The organism is Shewanella sp. Iso12 (assembly GCF_012030025.1).
Taxonomy (GTDB): domain Bacteria; phylum Pseudomonadota; class Gammaproteobacteria; order Enterobacterales; family Shewanellaceae; genus Shewanella; species Shewanella algae.
In genome coordinates, this window is record NZ_JAAUHW010000013.1 from 121,556 (window position 1) to 139,291 (window position 17,736).

The 17,736-nt window shown below is 54.8% G+C and carries 14 protein-coding genes; 11 read left to right on the forward strand and 3 right to left on the reverse strand.

The features are described from left to right. Positions 1 to 412 precede the first annotated feature (412 nt). Positions 413 to 1,732: an amino-acid N-acetyltransferase gene (gene argA, locus HCX89_RS18765; protein WP_028781111.1), complete on the forward strand. Its 1,320-nt coding sequence runs from the start codon at positions 413 to 415 to the stop codon at positions 1,730 to 1,732. A 115-nt stretch (positions 1,733 to 1,847) separates the two neighbouring features. Then, positions 1,848 to 2,378 (forward strand): PH domain-containing protein, encoded by a 531-nt coding sequence (locus HCX89_RS18770; protein WP_044733530.1) that lies wholly within the window; start codon positions 1,848 to 1,850, stop codon positions 2,376 to 2,378. A gap of 54 nt (positions 2,379 to 2,432) precedes the next feature. Here the strand turns inward: HCX89_RS18770 and rarD are convergent, their stop codons facing one another. After that, positions 2,433 to 3,317, reverse strand: a complete 885-nt coding sequence (rarD, locus tag HCX89_RS18775) for an EamA family transporter RarD (RefSeq protein ID WP_025888142.1) — start codon at positions 3,315 to 3,317, stop codon at positions 2,433 to 2,435. Between the two features lie 106 nt (positions 3,318 to 3,423). Continuing rightward, positions 3,424 to 3,888, reverse strand: coding sequence for a thioesterase family protein (locus HCX89_RS18780; RefSeq protein WP_025888143.1), 465 nt, complete (start codon positions 3,886 to 3,888; stop codon positions 3,424 to 3,426). Positions 3,889 to 4,038: 150 nt separating this feature from the next. Here HCX89_RS18780 and recQ point away from each other — a divergent pair, with 150 nt between their 5' ends. Then, the gene (gene recQ / locus HCX89_RS18785) at positions 4,039 to 5,880 is read left to right on the forward strand and encodes a DNA helicase RecQ (RefSeq protein ID WP_096142784.1); all 1,842 of its coding nucleotides are present in this window, start codon (positions 4,039 to 4,041) and stop codon (positions 5,878 to 5,880) included. On the opposite strand, the gene HCX89_RS18790 is transcribed toward recQ, so the two are convergent. After that, positions 5,862 to 7,625 (reverse strand): diguanylate cyclase, encoded by a 1,764-nt coding sequence (locus HCX89_RS18790; RefSeq protein ID WP_101058291.1) that lies wholly within the window; start codon positions 7,623 to 7,625, stop codon positions 5,862 to 5,864. The two genes, recQ and HCX89_RS18790, sit on opposite strands and share 19 nt — an antisense overlap. A 476-nt stretch (positions 7,626 to 8,101) precedes the next feature. On the opposite strand from HCX89_RS18790, the gene leuA reads away from it, so the two are divergent. From leuA to HCX89_RS18830, 8 genes are all read left to right on the forward strand, one after another. Continuing rightward, a complete protein-coding gene (gene leuA / locus HCX89_RS18795; RefSeq protein WP_025888145.1) occupies positions 8,102 to 9,670 on the forward strand; it encodes a 2-isopropylmalate synthase in 1,569 nt (522 codons plus the stop codon). Further along, on the forward strand, positions 9,667 to 10,761 hold the full coding sequence (gene leuB, locus HCX89_RS18800; protein ID WP_167717016.1) for a 3-isopropylmalate dehydrogenase: 1,095 nt from the start codon (positions 9,667 to 9,669) through the stop codon (positions 10,759 to 10,761). Before leuA ends, leuB begins: the two co-directional genes overlap by 4 nt. Next, positions 10,761 to 12,170: a 3-isopropylmalate dehydratase large subunit gene (gene leuC, locus HCX89_RS18805; RefSeq protein WP_167717018.1), complete on the forward strand. Its 1,410-nt coding sequence runs from the start codon at positions 10,761 to 10,763 to the stop codon at positions 12,168 to 12,170. The genes leuB and leuC overlap by 1 nt, the downstream gene beginning before the upstream one ends. 1 nt (position 12,171) lies before the next feature. Next, positions 12,172 to 12,777, forward strand: coding sequence for a 3-isopropylmalate dehydratase small subunit (gene leuD, locus HCX89_RS18810; RefSeq protein ID WP_167717020.1), 606 nt, complete (start codon positions 12,172 to 12,174; stop codon positions 12,775 to 12,777). 508 nt (positions 12,778 to 13,285) lie between these two features. Next, complete coding sequence (locus HCX89_RS18815) at positions 13,286 to 14,632, forward strand: outer membrane protein transport protein (RefSeq protein ID WP_044733538.1); 1,347 nt, start codon at positions 13,286 to 13,288, stop codon at positions 14,630 to 14,632. Positions 14,633 to 14,844: 212 nt separating this feature from the next. Next, entirely contained in the window at positions 14,845 to 15,315 is a 471-nt protein-coding gene (locus HCX89_RS18820) for a nuclear transport factor 2 family protein (protein WP_167717022.1), read from the forward strand. A 26-nt stretch (positions 15,316 to 15,341) separates the two neighbouring features. Continuing rightward, positions 15,342 to 16,847 carry a glycerol kinase GlpK gene (gene glpK / locus HCX89_RS18825; protein WP_167717024.1) on the forward strand — a complete coding sequence of 502 codons (1,506 nt, stop codon included), beginning with the start codon at positions 15,342 to 15,344 and terminating at the stop codon, positions 16,845 to 16,847. An 89-nt stretch (positions 16,848 to 16,936) separates the two neighbouring features. Further along, positions 16,937 to 17,650 carry an NUDIX domain-containing protein gene (locus HCX89_RS18830; protein ID WP_071237730.1) on the forward strand — a complete coding sequence of 238 codons (714 nt, stop codon included), beginning with the start codon at positions 16,937 to 16,939 and terminating at the stop codon, positions 17,648 to 17,650. The last annotated feature ends 86 nt before the right edge of the window (positions 17,651 to 17,736 follow it).

The following is a 17,736-nucleotide window of genomic DNA, read 5'->3' on the forward strand; positions in this document are numbered from 1 at the left end:
GCCGCCGCGGCTGTAGTCGAGCCGGTTTGGCTCTCGTTGCCCTTAAGCTTATCTCCTTTGTCACCAAGTAGCCTCTATCACCTTCAATCCACTTTAGTCCTGAGTTACTCTGCAAGAATTCGGCTGCTGGCCTTCTGCGGTTCAGGTGGATTCATACTTTCTAAACAGATCCCTGCTATACCTTTCTATGCAATCACTTGAACCGCAGCGGCGAATATTTACTCGGTTTGAGTCTCAGGGGGGAAGATGCTGGATATGACTTACCCTTCATGTGAATAGTTAGAGATTTAAAATAATCATTTGTGCAAATAAATTCTTTTTAAGTGAATTTAAATGCATTATTATGTTGTCCGTGCCACGGGGGTGGCACTCATTTTATGTCGGCTTTAACGAGTGTGAGGTAAATCCCAAGGTGCGTACCACAGAATTGGTTGATGGTTTTCGTCATTCTGCTCCCTATGTCAATGCTCACAGGGGCAAGACATTTGTTGTGATGTTGGGGGGCGAGGCGTTGGCTCAGCCTAAGTTTCGCTCCATCATCAATGATGTTGCTCTGCTGCATAGCCTGGGGATCAAGGTGGTATTGGTCTATGGCGCCCGGCCACAGATAGACGAAGCCTTGGCTAACAATCAGATTGAGCCTGCCTACCATCAAGGCGTGCGGATCACCGATGAAGCCACTCTCAAGGTCATTAAGCAGGTAGCCGGTTCTTTGCAGTTTGATATTACTGCCAGGTTGTCCATGAGCCTGTCGAACACGCCGATGCAGGGCGCACAGATCAACGTGGTCAGTGGTAACTTTGTCATCGCCCAGCCTTTGGGGGTCGACAATGGTATTGATTATTGCCTCTCAGGCAAGGTGCGCCGTATCGATGTTCAGGGACTCAAACGGCAGATGGAAAACAACTGTATCATCCTGATGGGGCCGATAGCGGCTTCAGTCACCGGCGAGAGCTTTAACCTCACCGCCGAAGAAGTGGCGACTCAGGTGGCTATCAAGCTCAAGGCCGACAAGATGATAGGCTTCAGCTCCCAGAATGGTATTTTGGATCGCAACGGTGATGTGATTGCCGAGCTGATGCCCAACGATGCTCAAAAAATTCTCGATAAACTGGCCGGCCAGGGTGAAGGCTGTGTCGGCACCATGGCGTTTCTCAAGGCCAGTATTGATGCCTGTCGCAGTGGCGTGCCCCGCTGCCATCTGGTCAGCTATCTGGAAGATGGTGCCCTGTTGCAGGAACTCTTCTCCCGTGAGGGCATAGGTACCCAGATAGTCACAGAGAGTGCCGAGCGCTTGCGGCGCGCATCCATTGCCGATATTGGCGGCATACTCAACCTGATCCGCCCGCTGGAAGAGCAGGGGATCCTGGTGCGTCGCTCCCGCGAGCAACTGGAGATAGAAATAGAGCAGTTTATGCTGATTGAGCGTGATGGCCTGGTGATAGGCTGCGCGGCGCTCTATCCCTTTGAAGAGGACAACGCCGGCGAGTTTGCCTGTCTGGTGGTGCATCCTGACTATCGCGACGCCGATCGCGGTAGCCTGCTGTTGCAGAACATCATAGGCCAGGCCAAGGTGCGTGGTTATTCCAGGCTGTTTGCGCTGACGACCCGCAGCATTCACTGGTTCCTGGAACACGGCTTTGAGCTGGTGGAGGTAGATGCCTTACCGAATAAGAAGAAGCAGCTCTATAACTACCAGCGTCGCTCCAAAATTTTGGCGCTTGACCTGTAAAAACCGGCCCCGCTCAGCGGGGCTTTTTGTAAGCAGGTATATTCCATTTGTTGACATATTATGTCTTTAACTCCTAAGCTAAGCCCACTTATGCCTATCCATTAAGGAGCAAGAGATGAACAGTGGAAGTTACGAGTTGGCGCCATTGACCGGCGTCGCCAGTGGCAGTTTTATCGCCTTGATACTGATGTTGGCGGCCATCTTGCTGCTGATCCGCATTCGGAAGATGCCGGCAACGGCCAAGAGCGCCGCCTCGGGTTTGCTGTTGGTAACACTGGCGGGATCTGTATGGGTATTTTGGCAGGCGCAGGCATCCAAGGTGGAATTGACGGCTCAGAGCCTGGTGGTCGAGGTGCCATTCTACGGCCAGAGCCTGGCTCCAGAGCATCTGCGTATCTCAGAGGCGAAAGTGATTAATCTCGGCGATGCCAGCGGCCCCAGGCTTGGCATGCGTACCCAGGGCATAGGTCTGCCCGGTTACACCCTGGGGTGGTATCGGCTCAACGATGGCAGCAAAGCGTTTGTGGTTCTGACGGAAAAAGATAGCGTCTTGTTACTGCCGACCGACCTTGGTTACAGCCTGCTGCTGAGTATGCCCGAGGCGGAGAGTTTGCTTGAGGGGCTGGGGCAGAACCTGCCGGGATAAATGTTGAATATTGCTTAACCGGCCCGGAAACCCCATCCGGGCCGGTTGTATTTGTTACCTGCGAGAGCGTTTTCGCAGCATATCCAAAGTAAACACCACCAAGGCGGCCCAAATAAAGCCGAAGGTAATACTCTTTTCGATATCGAAGGGTTCATCGAACAGGGTCACTGCCATGATAAACATGATGCTTGGGCCTATGTACTGGAAGAAGCCCAGCATGATCAGCGGGATCCGCACTGCTGCACCGGCAAAGCACAGCAAGGGGATGGTGGTGATGATACCGGCGGCCATCAGCAGCAGGTTGAGATCCCAACTGTTGCTGAGCATATTGGCGCCGGCTTCACCAGTGCCCAGCAGTAAAAAGCCCAGTGCTGCCGGCATTAACACCGCAGTTTCGACCAAAAGGCCAGTCTTGGCGTCGACATTGACCTTCTTGCGCAGCAGGGCGTAGAAACCGAAGGAGGCTGCGAGCCCCAGGGATACCAGCGGAATCGAGCCGAAAGAAACCAGCTGGATCACCACCCCGGCGGCGGCAAGCGTTACCGCCACCCATTGTAGTCTCCCGAGCCGCTCCCCCAGAAACAGCATGCCGAGCAACACATTGAACAGCGGGTTGATAAAGTAGCCCAGACTGGCATCCAGCATATGATCATTGTTGACCGCCCAGATAAACAGCAGCCAGTTGCCGGCGATAAGAATCGAAGTCAGCAGTAGTACCGCCAACTGTTTCGGGCGCTTGAGCAACAGCCTGAGCTGTCCGAAACCACCGATAAACTGCATCAGGATCCCCATAAAGACGAAGGACCAGATGATGCGGTGCAGCAGGATCTCGGGGGCCGAGACATGATGCAACAACTTGAAGTACAGCGGCGCAAAGCCCCAAAAAATATAGGCGCAAAGGGCGAGAATGACCCCCTTGCGGTATTCGGTTTCAGGCATAGGTACTACACAATGACGAAAAGGAGAGAAGGGCGATTGTAGGGGGCAAAGCCCCTCGGCTCAAGTTATCGACAACAGATTCAGTGTTTGAGTTTTAAACAGCTACTCAGCCGACCATGTAAGTCCCTGTACCAAAAGCGATATGGCTGCCTTTTTCATTATGCAGCTCCATTCGACAGACAGAGACCCTGTTGCCGGCACGGATCACTGTTCCTGTGCCGCTGAAGACTTCTCCCCAGCCGGGGCGCAGATAGTCGATCCTGAGATCTATGGTGCTCAGGGTTTGCAGTCGCTGTTGCAGCTGCTCCACTGTCCAGTTGTCGCGACTGATAACTAAGCCGGAGAATGCCGTTAGGCCGCCAACCACATCCAGCACGGTTGCGGTAACCCCGCCATGGAGTATTTTTTGATGTATGTTGCCGATTAGCTCCGGCTTCATTTTGATCTCCACTTCGACACCAGAGGCGTCGTATCGGCGGATCCCAAGGCCGAGAAGATTGTGAAAAGGCACATGTTTATCAAATACTTCTGCTACCTTGGCGAGTACCTCGGCTTGAATGTCCTGGCTCATAGGGCTTCCTGCTGTTGTTGTTTTTTAGAGCAATCAATCTAACGCTAATATGGCCGTTTGCCTAGTCCGGGCGGAAAAATCCCCTCTTGGCTGGCACTCTGGTGTTGGCTTCATTTAGAATAGCGGCCTCTTCTTTGGACACAGACAGTCATGGATCAGCCGCTGAGTATCGCTCCCGAGAGCCTAAATCATCCCCAAGACCCTATGCAGCAAGCCTTGCAGCAGGTATTTGGCTACCGCACTTTCCGTGAAGGGCAGCGCCAGGTGATTGAACGTGTGATGGCCGGGGAAGACTGCATGGTGATCATGCCCACCGGCGGCGGCAAGAGTCTGTGTTACCAACTGCCCGCATTGTTGATGCCAGGGCTGACCCTGGTGGTTTCGCCGCTGATCTCCCTGATGAAAGATCAGGTCGACAGCCTGCTGCAGACCGGGGTCAATGCTGCTTATCTCAACTCATCCTTGCCCAGGGAGCAGAGCCTCAAGGTGCTGCGCCAGTTGCATCAGGGGGAGATCCGCCTGCTGTATGTCTCGCCGGAGCGCTTGCTGCAGCATGAGTTTATTGAGCGGCTGCAATCCCTGCCGCTGTCGATGTTTGCCGTGGATGAGGCGCACTGTATCAGCCAGTGGGGCCATGATTTTCGCCCCGAATATGCCCAGCTTGGCCGCCTGAAACAGCTGTTTCCCGGCGTGCCTGTGATGGCGCTGACCGCCACCGCCGACAAGGCGACCCGGGATGATATCTGCCAGCGGCTCAATATCGCCCCCTATGTGCTTCTTTCCAGCTTTGATAGGCCGAATATTCGCTACACAGTGGCGGAAAAGCTTAACGCCGCCAATCAATTGCGCCAGTTTATCGCCGCGCAGAACGGCGCTGCCGGGATTGTTTATTGCTCCAGCCGCCGCCGGGTCGATGAAGTGGCCGAAAGGCTGCGGTTACAGGGCTATGCCGCCGAAGGCTATCATGCCGGTATGAGCAGCGACGAGCGCGCCAGTGTCCAGGACAGATTTCTCAAGGAACAGTTGGATATAGTGGTGGCCACGGTCGCCTTTGGCATGGGGATCAACAAGTCCAACGTGCGCTTTGTGGTGCATTACGATCTGCCCAAGAGCATAGAGGCCTACTATCAGGAAACCGGCCGCGCTGGGCGAGATGGTCTCGAGGCCGAAGCCTTTATGTTGTTCGAGCCCGCCGATATCGGCCGGGTGCGCCACCTGATTGAGCAGGGTGAACCCGGGCCGCAGCAACAGGTGGAACTGCATAAACTCAATACCATGGCGGCCTTTGCCGAGGCTCAGACCTGCCGCCGCCAGGTGTTGCTGCACTACTTCGATGAGCCCGCGCTGGAGCCCTGCGGCAACTGTGACATCTGCCTGGACCCGCCGAAACGCTACAACGGCACCGAGGATGCACAGAAGGTGTTGTCCTGCATATATCGCTTGGGGCAGAAGTTTGGCATGAACCAGCTGATTGAGGTGCTCAGAGGCTCCAAATCGGCCGCTGTGGTCGACCGGGGGCACGACAAGTTATCCACCTGGGGTGTCGGCAAAGACAAGAGCCATGAACACTGGCTCAGTGTGACCAGACAGCTTATCCATTTGGGGCTGGCGAGCCAGGATATTACCCGCGGATCGAGTATTCGCCTGAATCCGGCCGCCAGGCCTGTGCTCAGGGGCGAAGTTGCACTGATGTTGGCCGAACCCAGAATTGACTTGCATGTTACCCGCAGGCGCAACGTCAGCAGCAAGGCGCCACTCAACTACGATCGCAAGCTGTTTGCCCGCCTCAAGCAGTTAAGGCGCAGCATAGCCGAAGAGCAGGACGTACCCCCCTATCTGGTATTCAACGATGCAACCCTGGCGGAAATGGCGGCGATTTTACCTACCAGCCAGGGCGAGATGTTGGCGGTCAATGGTGTTGGTGAGCGCAAGTTGGCCCGCTTTGGCGATCAGTTCCTCGACGAGATAGAGGCTTATCTCGCCGGTGACTGATGTTGCTCGGCGGCTTTCTGTTGACTGAGTTGGTTGACGCCGGCACGTTTCACCAGGCTATCCAGGGTATCGGGCTGCTGCAGCGAGGCCACTCCAATGCGCACGGCATGAGCCACTTGCCAGTTCTGCACTATCGGCTTGAGTTGCTCGCTGACCTGCAAGGCGCCCTGGACCGAGGTATAGGGCAGCAGGATCACCATCTCATCCATACTGTAGCGCAGCAGTCTGTCTTGCTCTCTGAGTTTCTGTTCCAGCGCCCGCTGCAGGGCGGAAAGATCCACCTGACGTATATGGCTGGTACTCAGCAACAACAGGCTCAAGGGGTAGTTGCCCTTCTTGGCACTGCTGAGCATGGCATCCAGCTGCTGGGCCGCGGGCAGTTTTTCCAGTGCCACAGTACTCGGTTGTTGCCAGCGGTTACGGCGACTGACCAACCAGATCAGCGCACCTATGATGGCGAGTGCCAGCACAGAGATGGTGCCGTAGGCCTGGCTCAGTTTGGAGCGCTGATCGGCACTGGCAAGACGAATGTTCTGCTGGGTTTCTACCTGCAACTGCTCCTGCTGGCTGAGCCTGGCCTTGTATTGCATAAAGCGGGTATTGTTGAGCTGCTTTTGGGCCTCGGCTGCGGCCTGGGCCGCCAGTTTCATCGCCTCGTATGCCGGTTTGAACTCAGCTCTTTCGGCGTAATAGTCACTGATAAGCTGTTGGGTATAGGCCACTTCATCGGCCAGTTGCAGCTGCTCGGCCTGTTGCGCCGCCTGCATCAACAGCCTTATGCCTTCATCGTCGTTGCGCTGGGCGAGACGTACCCTGGCCAATAGCCGGGTAGCACGCATATAGTTGTTTACTTTGCCTTGTTTTTCATAGGTCTGCAGGGCAATACCCACTAACTCGTCGGCAATCTCGGTTCTGCCCCTGGCGAGTTCTATCACGGCTATCTGGCTGTAACTGTTGGCAAGCTCCAGCGGTGAGCCTATCTCGGGCAGCAGTATTTTGGACTGTTTCAGCAGGCTGTCGGCTTGAGCCATATCCTCCTGCGCCAGCGCGACTCTGGCGGCCATCAATAACAGCACATGGCGAACCTTGCCTTTGGCTTCATCTGTGTCCAGTGCCAACTTGAGATAGTAGGCCGCTTGGCGCAGGTCGCCGGTGGAATACATCAGGCTGGCCATGTCGCCGTAAACATAGGCCAGAGGTGGCCATAGCCAGGACGGATTTTGACTGCTGATATCCGGGTAGATGTCCAGCGCCAGACGCAGATCTTCGATGGCGGTGCCATAGTTGCCAAGGTCGTTTTCCAGCTGGCCCTTGAGTCTCAGGGCGTTGACCAGAGCCTGGGGTTGGTTGTGGCGTTTGGCCTGCTCAATGGCGCCGTCGAGTAACAGCAGTGATTGTTTCAGATCGTCGAAATTGGCATAGGCATCGGCGCGGCAAATTTGAAAATAACTGTCTGCCTGTTCCAGCCTTAGCTGCTTGGCTCTGGCTTCTCCCAGTTCGGCCAGATTGATGGCGGCGCCGTTGTCTCCTAATTGCAGGAGTGCTTCACATTTAAATAACTGTAATCTCAGCACTTGAGCCTGGCTCAACTCTGAGGCCTGACGCTCAAGCTCGTTGATTTGGGTCAGCGCCAGCGTAGGATATTGATAGAGGGTGTTGGCCAGTGTGTCCAACCGCTCCGCGGCCCAAAGCACACAAGAAAATGACCACAGGAGCAAGCTCAGTGCCAAGAGGCGAAAATCCATTTTTTCTCCGCTGAGTGAAGGTGAGTTTTGCCGGGCGAAACCGTGTTGAGATAATAACTATTTTTTATCATTTTTGGCACAAAAAATGATGCTATCGGCAAGATTTTATTCATCTATTTAGCTTTGGATCACCAAGGCTTGAATGGTGCAAATCAGCACTTTAAGCCGAAATTTTCAACTGATGCTGAGAAATATAGGCTTGACAGCGAGCAAGGAGGCAGTTAATTATTGAACTTCTTGAACCCGGTGGGAAGAATATAAACCCACTTTTAACGAATTTTTATCTGGTATAGAACGGCTAAATGAACCCACAAATGCAACTGTCTCTCCTCCTTACTCTCGCAGTCCCTGCGCGGAGGAGCTAGACTTGCACGTCGATTAGCAAGCCAGAACTCAAAACCCCGCGCCAGAAACCGCGGGGTTTTTTGTTTCTGGCACGGGAAAAATCAATCGAAACCCCTGAATGGAGAATCCAGATGTCTGACAGAGTGTTTATTTTCGATACCACCTTACGGGACGGCGAGCAGGCGCTGGCTGCCAGCCTGACAGTGAAAGAAAAACTGCAGATAGCCATGGCTCTCGAGCGCCTGGGGGTCGACATCATGGAGGTGGGGTTCCCGGTTTCCTCTCCCGGCGACTTTGAGTCGGTACAGACCATAGCACGTACCATCAAAAACAGTCGGGTCTGCGCCCTGTCGCGGGCACTGGAGAAAGATATCGACGCTGCGGCCCAGGCCTTGTCGGTCGCGGATCAGTTCCGCATTCATACCTTTATCTCAACTTCAAATATCCATGTGCAGAGCAAACTGAAACGCTCCTTCGACCAGGTGCTGGAGATGGCGGTAGGGGCGGTGAAGTATGCCAGGCGCTTTACCGATGATGTGGAGTTTTCCTGCGAAGATGCCGGCCGGACCCCGATAGATAATCTGTGTCGCATGGTTGAGGCGGCCATCGAAGCCGGTGCCCGCACCATCAATATTCCGGACACAGTGGGCTATACCATTCCCAGCGAGTTCGGCGGCATTATTCAAACCCTGTTCAACCGGGTGCCCAATATCGATCAGGCGGTGATCTCTGTGCACTGCCACGACGATTTGGGGTTGTCGGTCGCCAACTCCATCATGGCGGTGCAACAGGGAGCCCGGCAGATTGAGTGTACAATCAACGGCATAGGTGAACGGGCCGGTAACTGCTCACTGGAAGAGATTGCCATGATCCTGGCGACCCGCAAAGACATCCTGGGGCTGGAGACTGGCATCAAGGCTCAGGAAATTCACCGCACCTCCTCCATGGTGAGCCAGTTATGCAATATGCCGATCCAGGCCAACAAGGCGATAGTGGGCGCCAATGCCTTTACCCATTCATCCGGTATCCATCAAGACGGCATGTTAAAGGCGCAAAACACCTATGAAATCATGACACCTGAGAGCATAGGCCTGAATCGCAATCACCTGAATATGACCTCACGCTCCGGCCGCCATGTGATCAAGCATCGAATGGAGCAGATGGGTTATTCAGAGCAGGATTATTCATTGGACCAACTGTACGACGCCTTCCTGAAACTGGCCGACAAGAAGGGTCAGGTGTTCGACTATGACCTGGAAGCCTTGGTGTATATGGAGGGCCGGGCGGCGGCCGACGACCACTTCCAGTTGCAACAGCTGGTGGTGCAATCCGACTCTACCGAGGGCATGGCCACCGCCACTGTACGTATTGAAGCCGCCGGTGAGGTAGTGACCGAAGCCGCCACCGGTAATGGTCCTGTGGATGCCGCCTATAAGGCGATAGCCCGCGCCAGCGGCCAGAGCGTGGATATCTGCAGCTATAAGTTGAGCGCCAAAGGCGAAGGCCAGAATGCGCTGGGGCAGGTGGATATCACGGCTCAGTACCAGGGGCGCAATTTCCACGGTGTCGGCTTGGCTACCGATGTGGTCGAGGCTTCGGCCGCGGCCCTGGTACATGTGATGAACCTTATTCAGCGCGCCGACCAGGTGGCGGATCATAAACAGAAAATACAACAGAGAAAGGAGTTGGGTGGCGTATGAGTTATCAGATAGCGGTATTGGCCGGCGACGGCATAGGCCCGGAAGTCATGGCCCAGGCCCGTAAGGTGCTGACAGCGGTAGAGCAACGCTTTGGTCTGGCAATGGAGTACGCCGAATATGATGTCGGCGGCATAGCGATAGATAACCATGGCTGCCCGTTGCCGGCATCGACCCTGGCCGGCTGTGAAGCGGCAGATGCGATTCTGTTCGGCTCGGTAGGCGGCCCCAAATGGGAAAAACTGCCTCCCAATGAACAGCCCGAGCGCGGCGCGCTGTTGCCTCTGAGGGGCCATTTCGGCTTATTCAGTAACCTGAGACCGGCCAAGTTACATCAGGGGCTGGAACATCTGTCGCCGCTGCGCGCCGACATCTCGGCCAAAGGGTTTGATGTGCTGTGCGTGCGTGAACTGACCGGCGGTATCTACTTTGGCAAACCCAAGGGGCGTCAGGGGGAGGGCGAGAGCGAAGAGGCATTTGACACCATGAGATACAGCCGCGCCGAGATCCGCCGTATCGCCCATATCGCCTTCGAGGCCGCTCGCGGTCGCCGCGGCAAGGTGACTTCGGTCGACAAGGCCAACGTGCTGGCCTGCTCGGTACTTTGGCGTGAAGTGGTCGAGCAGGTCGCGAGCGAGTATCCGGATGTGGAACTGGAACATATCTATATCGACAATGCCACCATGCAACTGCTGCGTCGTCCCTGGGACTTTGATGTGATGCTGTGTTCCAACCTGTTCGGCGACATACTTTCCGATGAAATCGCCATGTTGACCGGCTCCATGGGGCTGTTGTCATCGGCTTCCATCAACAGCAGTGGTTTCGGTCTCTATGAACCGGCCGGTGGCAGTGCCCCGGATATTGCCGGCAAGGGGATTGCCAACCCGGTAGCGCAGATCTTGTCGGCGGCCTTGATGTTGCGCCACAGCCTGCAGCAGGAAGAAGCGGCGGCAGCGATAGAGCGCGCCGTTGGCAAGGCGCTGGCAGATGGCTTCTTTACCTGTGAGTTACTGGCGCTGGAGCAGCGGGATAATGCCAAGACCACGGCAGAGATGGGTGACTATATTGCCAACGCGATTCGGGAGGGAGTGTAATGGGCAGGACATTGTATGAAAAGGTGTGGGATGCCCACCTGGTGGCGACGCCGGCGGGAGAAGCGCCGATTATTTACGTCGACCGTCATCTGGTGCACGAGGTGACTTCACCGCAGGCCTTCAGTGGTCTGAAGATGGCCGGGCGCACACTTCGGGCACCGGATAAGACCTTTGCCACCATGGATCACAATACCTCGACCAAGAGTGCCAGTCTGGACGCCTTGAGCCCCATGGCGCGCACTCAGGTTGAAACCCTGGCACAAAACTGCCGTGAATTTGGTGTGCGTCTGTATGACATTCACCACCCCAATCAGGGCATAGTGCATGTGATGGGGCCGGAGCTGGGCATTACCCTGCCGGGTACGGTTATTGTCTGTGGCGATTCCCATACCGCTACCCACGGCGCCTTTGGCGCGCTGGCCTTTGGTATTGGTACCTCAGAGGTGGAGCATGTGCTGGCCACCCAAACGCTGCGGCAACTCAAGGCCAAGACCATGAGAGTCGAGGTCAAGGGGCAACTGGGTGAGGGCATTACCGCCAAGGATGTGGTGCTGGCGATTATCGGCAAGATAGGCATGGATGGCGGCACCGGCTATGTGGTGGAGTTTTGCGGTGACGCGATTCGCGCCCTGTCGATGGAAGGGCGTATGACGCTGTGTAACATGGCGATTGAGATGGGTGCCAAGGCCGGCATGGTCGCGCCGGATGAAACCACGTTCGCCTACCTTGAGGGACGTCAGTTTGCGCCCAAGGGGGCCGACTGGGATGCCGCCCTGACAGCCTGGAAGGCGCTCAAGTCCGATGAAGATGCCATCTTCGATGCCTATGTGGAGTTGGAAGGCAGTGAAATCGCGCCGCAACTGACCTGGGGCACTAATCCGGGCCAGGTGGTAGCCATAGATAAACCTGTGCCCAACCCCGCCGAGGAGGCCGATGCCACAGTGCGCGGCAGTATGGAAAAGGCGCTGAATTACATAGGTTTGACGCCGGGCACCCTGATGACGGATGTGGCCATCAACAAGGTCTTTATCGGTTCATGTACCAATTCACGTATCGAAGATCTGCGCAGCGCCGCGGCGCAGATCCGTGGCCGGCGGGTGGCTGACGGCGTGACCGCCATAGTGGTGCCGGGTTCGGGACAAGTAAAGGCTCAGGCCGAAGCCGAAGGCTTGGATAAACTGTTTGTCGAGGCCGGGTTTGAATGGCGTTTGCCGGGTTGCTCCATGTGCCTGGCGATGAATGATGATCGCCTGGAAAGCGGCGATCGCTGCGCCTCAACCAGTAACCGCAACTTTGAGGGGCGGCAGGGACGCGGCAGTCGTACCCATCTGGTGAGTCCTGCCATGGCAGCCGCCGCAGCCATTGCCGGGCACTTTGTCGATATCCGCCACGCAGGCCAGGAGAAATAAAATGCAGGCTTTTACTATTCATCAGGGAATTGCGGTGCCATTGGATAGCGCCAATGTGGATACGGATCAGATCATCCCAAAACAGTTTCTGTCCAAGGTCACCAAGGATGGCTTCGGTGTCCATCTCTTTCATGACTGGCGCTATCTGGACGATGCCGGTGAGCAGCCGGATCCTGCCTTTGTGATGAACCAACCCAGATATCAGCGAGCCTCTATTTTACTGGCGCGGGAAAACTTCGGTTGTGGCTCCAGCCGTGAACACGCGCCTTGGGCCCTGGCCGACTATGGTTTGCGGGTGATTATTGCGCCCAGCTTTGCCGATATCTTTTACGGCAACGCTATCAATAATGGGTTATTGCCGGTGATCCTTGAGGCCGCTGAAGTGCAGCAGTTGTTTGACGAGGTAACGGCGACTGAAGGCAGTGAAATCAAAGTCGACCTGCAGCAGTGCCTGGTCGTTTCACCATCCGGGAAACGCTTTGTATTTCAACTGGCTGAATCTGCCCGTCATAAGCTGCTCAATGGATTGGATGCCATCGGCCTGACTCTGTCCCATGAGCAGGCCATCGCCGATTATGAAGTCGTGCTGCCGGGCTGGCGCGCCTAATCCCGTCTGTTATTTCAGCGTACACTTGTACAAGAGCAGACCAGTAGCTTGGTAACTGGTCTGCTCTCTTGTGTTCAAAACAAGCATGTTGACTGTAGTTGCCTGTAATTTATTTTTTAAAAACATTTGGTTATAGGTTTTGCTCATAGGGAGGTAGACTGCAACTTTGAATGCTTAGTGATTTATGCTGTTTGTCTGACTTAAATTAAGTGAACAAGTGTTTTTATGGTTACTTAATAATTTATACTTATTTTTCAAGTTAATAGTTTTTGTTTCCTTTTGGATTTCAATTCTTTTCAGCAAACATTAATGCCATTTCCTCTCTGTTTTAAGCACCTATAGAGTGACTTGTGTCACTTTTGCGTCTTTCTTTGTTGATTTTTGCGGTTGTTTATCCTGTTTTTTGCTTGCTGCTTGCAAAGATATTCTGTGTCAGTAAACTGCGCCGCAACAAAATGGAGTTATTACTCTATTCAGAAATTGCTAAATAAACAGACAGAGAATAACAATGAAGAAACAACTTATTGCTGTCGCCATTGCGGCCAGCTTTGTGGGAGCAACGACTCAGGTTCAAGCAGCTGGTTTCCAACTGGCAGAATCTTCAGCGACCGGACTTGGACGTGCCTTCGCCGGTGAAGCGGCCATGGCCGATAACCCTGCGGCTCAGGGGCGTAACCCTGCCATGCTCAGCTATCTTGAAGGTCGGCAGATCTCTGCCGGTGCTATCTATGTGATGCCGGAAGTTGACGCCTTGGGTCAGGTTTCGTTGGCGTCGCCTTTATTGCCTCAGGCCATGACCATGAATGCCGATGCATTGGATGTGGCTGACAACGCTTTAGTGCCTAACTTCTATTACTCCAACCAGCTCAACGACAGCTGGACCTGGGGTTTGGCACTGAACTCCAACTATGGTTTGTCTACCGAACTGCCGGCAGCCCATGCAGCCTCCATTTTTGGTAACAAGACAGCGGTGACTACTGTAGAGCTGAACACCAATATTGCTTACCGCATTGATGAACACTTCACTGTGGGTGCCGGTCTGCGCGGTGTGTATGGTGACGGTGAGATCGGTGCTTCGGTTCCTGGCTGGATAGAAGGTGTTCGTGCTATCCCTGGCTTGCCGGCAGAGGTGACTTCTCGTCTGCCTGCCGCCGGCACCGAGCTCAAGCATCTGGAAGGTGATGACTTTGGTTATGGTTGGCAGCTAGGTGCCAGCTGGCAGATCAATGCTAATCACCGCCTGGGTATCGCCTATCACAGCCGGGTTGAGCTGGATCTGGACGGCCAAGCCCGTGGCGCCCTTTATACCGGCGGTACAGCCGAGGTTGAAGGCTACCTGCCATTGGAGCTGCCGGCATTTGCCGAGCTGGCTTCTTACCATCAGTTGACTGACAACTGGGCGATGCACGCCAGCATCAACTGGACGGACTGGAGTGTGTTCAACAAGCTGGTGGCTTATTTCCCTGGTGAGCAGAAGCCTATCGGCGGCCTGGAATCCGATCTGGTGAAGGAAGAAAACTTCAAAGACAACTGGCGCTTTGCTCTGGGTACCAGCTACCAGCTGAACAACGAGTGGTTGTTGCGTGCCGGTGTGGCCTTGGATAAGACAGCGGTTGACGATGAATACCGTACTATCACTATTCCAGATACCGACCGTCTCTGGTTCAGTGTGGGTGCCGGTTATGCACCCAGCAAGAACCTGACAGTGGATCTGGGTTTGACCTATATCCGCGCCCACGGTGATGCCCCTATCAACGAGACTCAGGATCTGATGGGCCTGGCTCAGGTTGCCTTCCAGGGCGATGCCAGCGGCCACGTCTGGTTGGCGGGTCTGCAAGTGACCTACAAGATGTAATACCATTCCGGCCAAGGAATGAGACAAGAGCCCCGCCGAGCGGGGCTTTTTCATATCAGGTCTAGTCTGGCTCAAGGCGGTGTTAAACTTGGCGCGGCTGCACTCAAGGCTGTTTAATCGCTGGTGGGAGCGAGCTCAGGGCTGTTTTATACTTGGCGTGGCCGAGCTCAGGGCTTATATTCATGCTATTGCCAACAAAAAATAATAAGCCCATGAAATATCCATTCCTGTTTGCCAGTGCTATCTCTCTGATTTCAATGCCGAGTTTGGCCGAGTCAGATCCTGTCAGTATGTTTATTCAAGGTTTCAATGAGCAAAAGATTGAGCTGATGTTGGCGCAAACCACGGAAGACGTGACTTGGTTTAATGTCAGCATCGCCAAGGTCGATCTGCAGGCTTCCGGGCATTCGGAATTGGGTGCGGCTATGACCGACTATTTTCAAACTTTGCCAGGGGCCAAGGCCAGTATTCTTGGCTCGCTGAGTTCGGGTAACTATGTCAGCACCCTGGAAAAGGTCAGCTGGCAACAGGATGGCGAGCAACACAGCCAATGTAATATGGGCGTTTATAGCTTGAGGGGCGATAAGATTGCCGCCGTCTGGTATTACCCGGCGCAGGAGTGTGATATTCCCGAAGCGGAAATCGGCTTACCCCGAGGCGATCAGCCTTGGCAGCAAAATTAATTCAGCCAACCCAAGAAAGCTTTCACGTGCAAAAGAAATATATTATTGCCCTTGATCAGGGCACTACCAGCTCACGGGCGATTATTTTCGATCAACAGGCCAATATCGTGGCCGTCTCCCAGCGAGAGTTCAGTCAGCACTACCCGCAACCCGGCTGGGTCGAGCATGATCCCATGGAAATCTGGGCATCCCAGAGTTCGACACTGATAGAGGTTATCGCCCGCGCCGGGATCCACAGTGACGAAGTGGCGGCCATCGGCATTACTAATCAGCGGGAAACCACTGTCATCTGGGATAAGCTCACAGGTAAGCCGATTGCCAACGCCATTGTTTGGCAGTGTCGGCGCAGCAAGGAGATCTGTGAGCAGCTCAAGGCCGAGGGGCTGGAGGATTATGTCCGCGACAATACAGGCTTGTTACTGGATCCCTATTTTTCGGCCACCAAGATTAAGTGGTTGCTGGATAATATCGAGGGTGCCCGCGAGCGGGCCGAAAGAGGCGAGTTGCTCTTTGGCACTATCGACAGCTGGCTGGTATGGAAGCTGACCGAGGGCAAGGTGCATGTGACCGACCCCACCAATGCGTCGCGCACCATGCTCTACAACATCCACAAACAATGCTGGGATCAGACCCTGTTACAGGCGCTGGACATCCCTGTTTCGTTGTTGCCCGAGGTCAAGCCGTCGATGGCTGTTTATGGCACAACCCGGATTGCCGGTGAGGGCAGTGAAATTCTTATCGCCGGTATGGCCGGGGATCAGCAGGCGGCGCTGTTCGGCCAGCTGTGCGTCGAACCCGGCATGGCCAAGAATACCTATGGCACAGGCTGCTTTTTGCTGATGAACACAGGTGACAAGGCGGTGCGCTCAGAGCATGGGTTGCTGACAACTGTGGCTGTAGGCCCCAAGGGGGAGGTGCAATACGCGCTGGAAGGCTCGGTATTTATGGGCGGCGCGACCATACAGTGGCTGAGGGACGAATTGGGGCTTATTCGTGATGCCCAGGACACAGAGTACTTTGCCTCCAAGGTAGAAGATACCAATGGGGTTTATCTGGTGCCGGCATTTGTCGGGCTGGGAGCCCCTTATTGGGATGCCAACGCCCGCGGCTCTTTGCAAGGATTGACCCGCGGCGTAAACCGCAACCACATCATACGTGCGGCGCTGGAATCCATCGCCTATCAGAGCCGGGATCTGCTGGATGCCATGAGTAAAGACAGCGCTGTTGCACTCAAGCAGCTGAGGGTGGATGGCGGCGCCGTGAGTAACGACTTCCTGATGCAGTTTCAGGCCGATATCACAGATACTCAAGTACTGCGGCCGGCCTTGACCGAAACTACCGCCATGGGAGCGGCATTTTTGGCCGGTCTTGCCTGTGGTTTCTGGGACTCGGTGGAAGATCTTTCTCACCGGAGCGATGTTGAACGTTGCTTCGAGCCGGCCATGGATGAAGGACGGCGGGAGCTTTATTACCGCGGTTGGCAGAAGGCGGTGGACCGTTGTCGCCACTGGCATGAAACCGACGAACTGTGATGTGCCGGGCGGTTTCTTGTCGGCTGTTATTGTCTCCCATTGAATAGTGACTCAAAATAGTGCCCCAAAGACACCAAAGTGAGCCCGCCATGACAGTGACGACTGAAGCCGAATATCTGGCGCAATACAATATCCATGATTATCCGCTGCCGTTGACCAGTGTCGACAGCGTGCTGCTCTGTGTGCGAGAAGGGCAATTGTGTGTGCTCTTGGTCAAGCGTTCCGGGTTTCCCTGCAAAGGGATGTGGGCATTGCCGGGAGGCTTTATCGATCTGCAGCAGGATGAGGATATCGATGCTTCGGCCAAGCGCAAACTTAAGCAAAAGACCGGGATAGTGCCGCCCTACCTGGAGCAGTTACAGAGTATAGGCAATGGCCGCCGGGATCCCAGAGGCTGGTCGGTCACCATCAGCTATTATGCACTGATGCCTCATCTTGAACCCGTCATGGAAGGGTCTGAAGAGAGCCGCTGGTTCAGCTTGCAGTCGCTGCCCGAACACTTGGCCTTTGATCACGCCGATATCATAGCCTTGGCACAGGAGCGCTTACGCCAAAAGGCGCTTTACAGCCTGGTGGCGGCTTTTGCCCTGCCGGAATTGTTTACCCTGGCCGAGTTGCAGCGAGTGCATGAGGCCATCCTGGGCAAGCCACTGCAGAAGAAATCTTTCCGGCGGCGAATCGAGCAGGCCGGCGTGCTCGCCCCCTGTGGAGAGGGCCGGGTCGAAGTCGGTCGCCCACCCCAGCTCTACCGGGTATTGCCTGAAGCTGCCGATTATCGCTTTGTACGCAACCTGGAAGCTTGAAACTCCATTCGAGCTTCTTTGGTTTACCACTATCTTATCCATTATTTTAATTCTTCTTTTTAGATAAGTGTCCTTTTGACTCGAAA

Coding starts and splice junctions, on each gene's coding strand:
- HCX89_RS18770 (WP_044733530.1), top strand. CDS start 1,848: ATGAACAGTGGAAGTTACGAGTTGGCGCCATTGACCGGCGTCGCCAGT.
- rarD (WP_025888142.1), bottom strand. CDS start 3,317: ATGCCTGAAACCGAATACCGCAAGGGGGTCATTCTCGCCCTTTGCGCC.
- HCX89_RS18780 (WP_025888143.1), bottom strand. CDS start 3,888: ATGAGCCAGGACATTCAAGCCGAGGTACTCGCCAAGGTAGCAGAAGTA.
- recQ (WP_096142784.1), top strand. CDS start 4,039: ATGGATCAGCCGCTGAGTATCGCTCCCGAGAGCCTAAATCATCCCCAA.
- HCX89_RS18790 (WP_101058291.1), bottom strand. CDS start 7,625: ATGGATTTTCGCCTCTTGGCACTGAGCTTGCTCCTGTGGTCATTTTCT.
- leuA (WP_025888145.1), top strand. CDS start 8,102: ATGTCTGACAGAGTGTTTATTTTCGATACCACCTTACGGGACGGCGAG.
- leuB (WP_167717016.1), top strand. CDS start 9,667: ATGAGTTATCAGATAGCGGTATTGGCCGGCGACGGCATAGGCCCGGAA.
- leuC (WP_167717018.1), top strand. CDS start 10,761: ATGGGCAGGACATTGTATGAAAAGGTGTGGGATGCCCACCTGGTGGCG.
- leuD (WP_167717020.1), top strand. CDS start 12,172: ATGCAGGCTTTTACTATTCATCAGGGAATTGCGGTGCCATTGGATAGC.
- HCX89_RS18815 (WP_044733538.1), top strand. CDS start 13,286: ATGAAGAAACAACTTATTGCTGTCGCCATTGCGGCCAGCTTTGTGGGA.
- HCX89_RS18820 (WP_167717022.1), top strand. CDS start 14,845: ATGAAATATCCATTCCTGTTTGCCAGTGCTATCTCTCTGATTTCAATG.
- HCX89_RS18830 (WP_071237730.1), top strand. CDS start 16,937: ATGACAGTGACGACTGAAGCCGAATATCTGGCGCAATACAATATCCAT.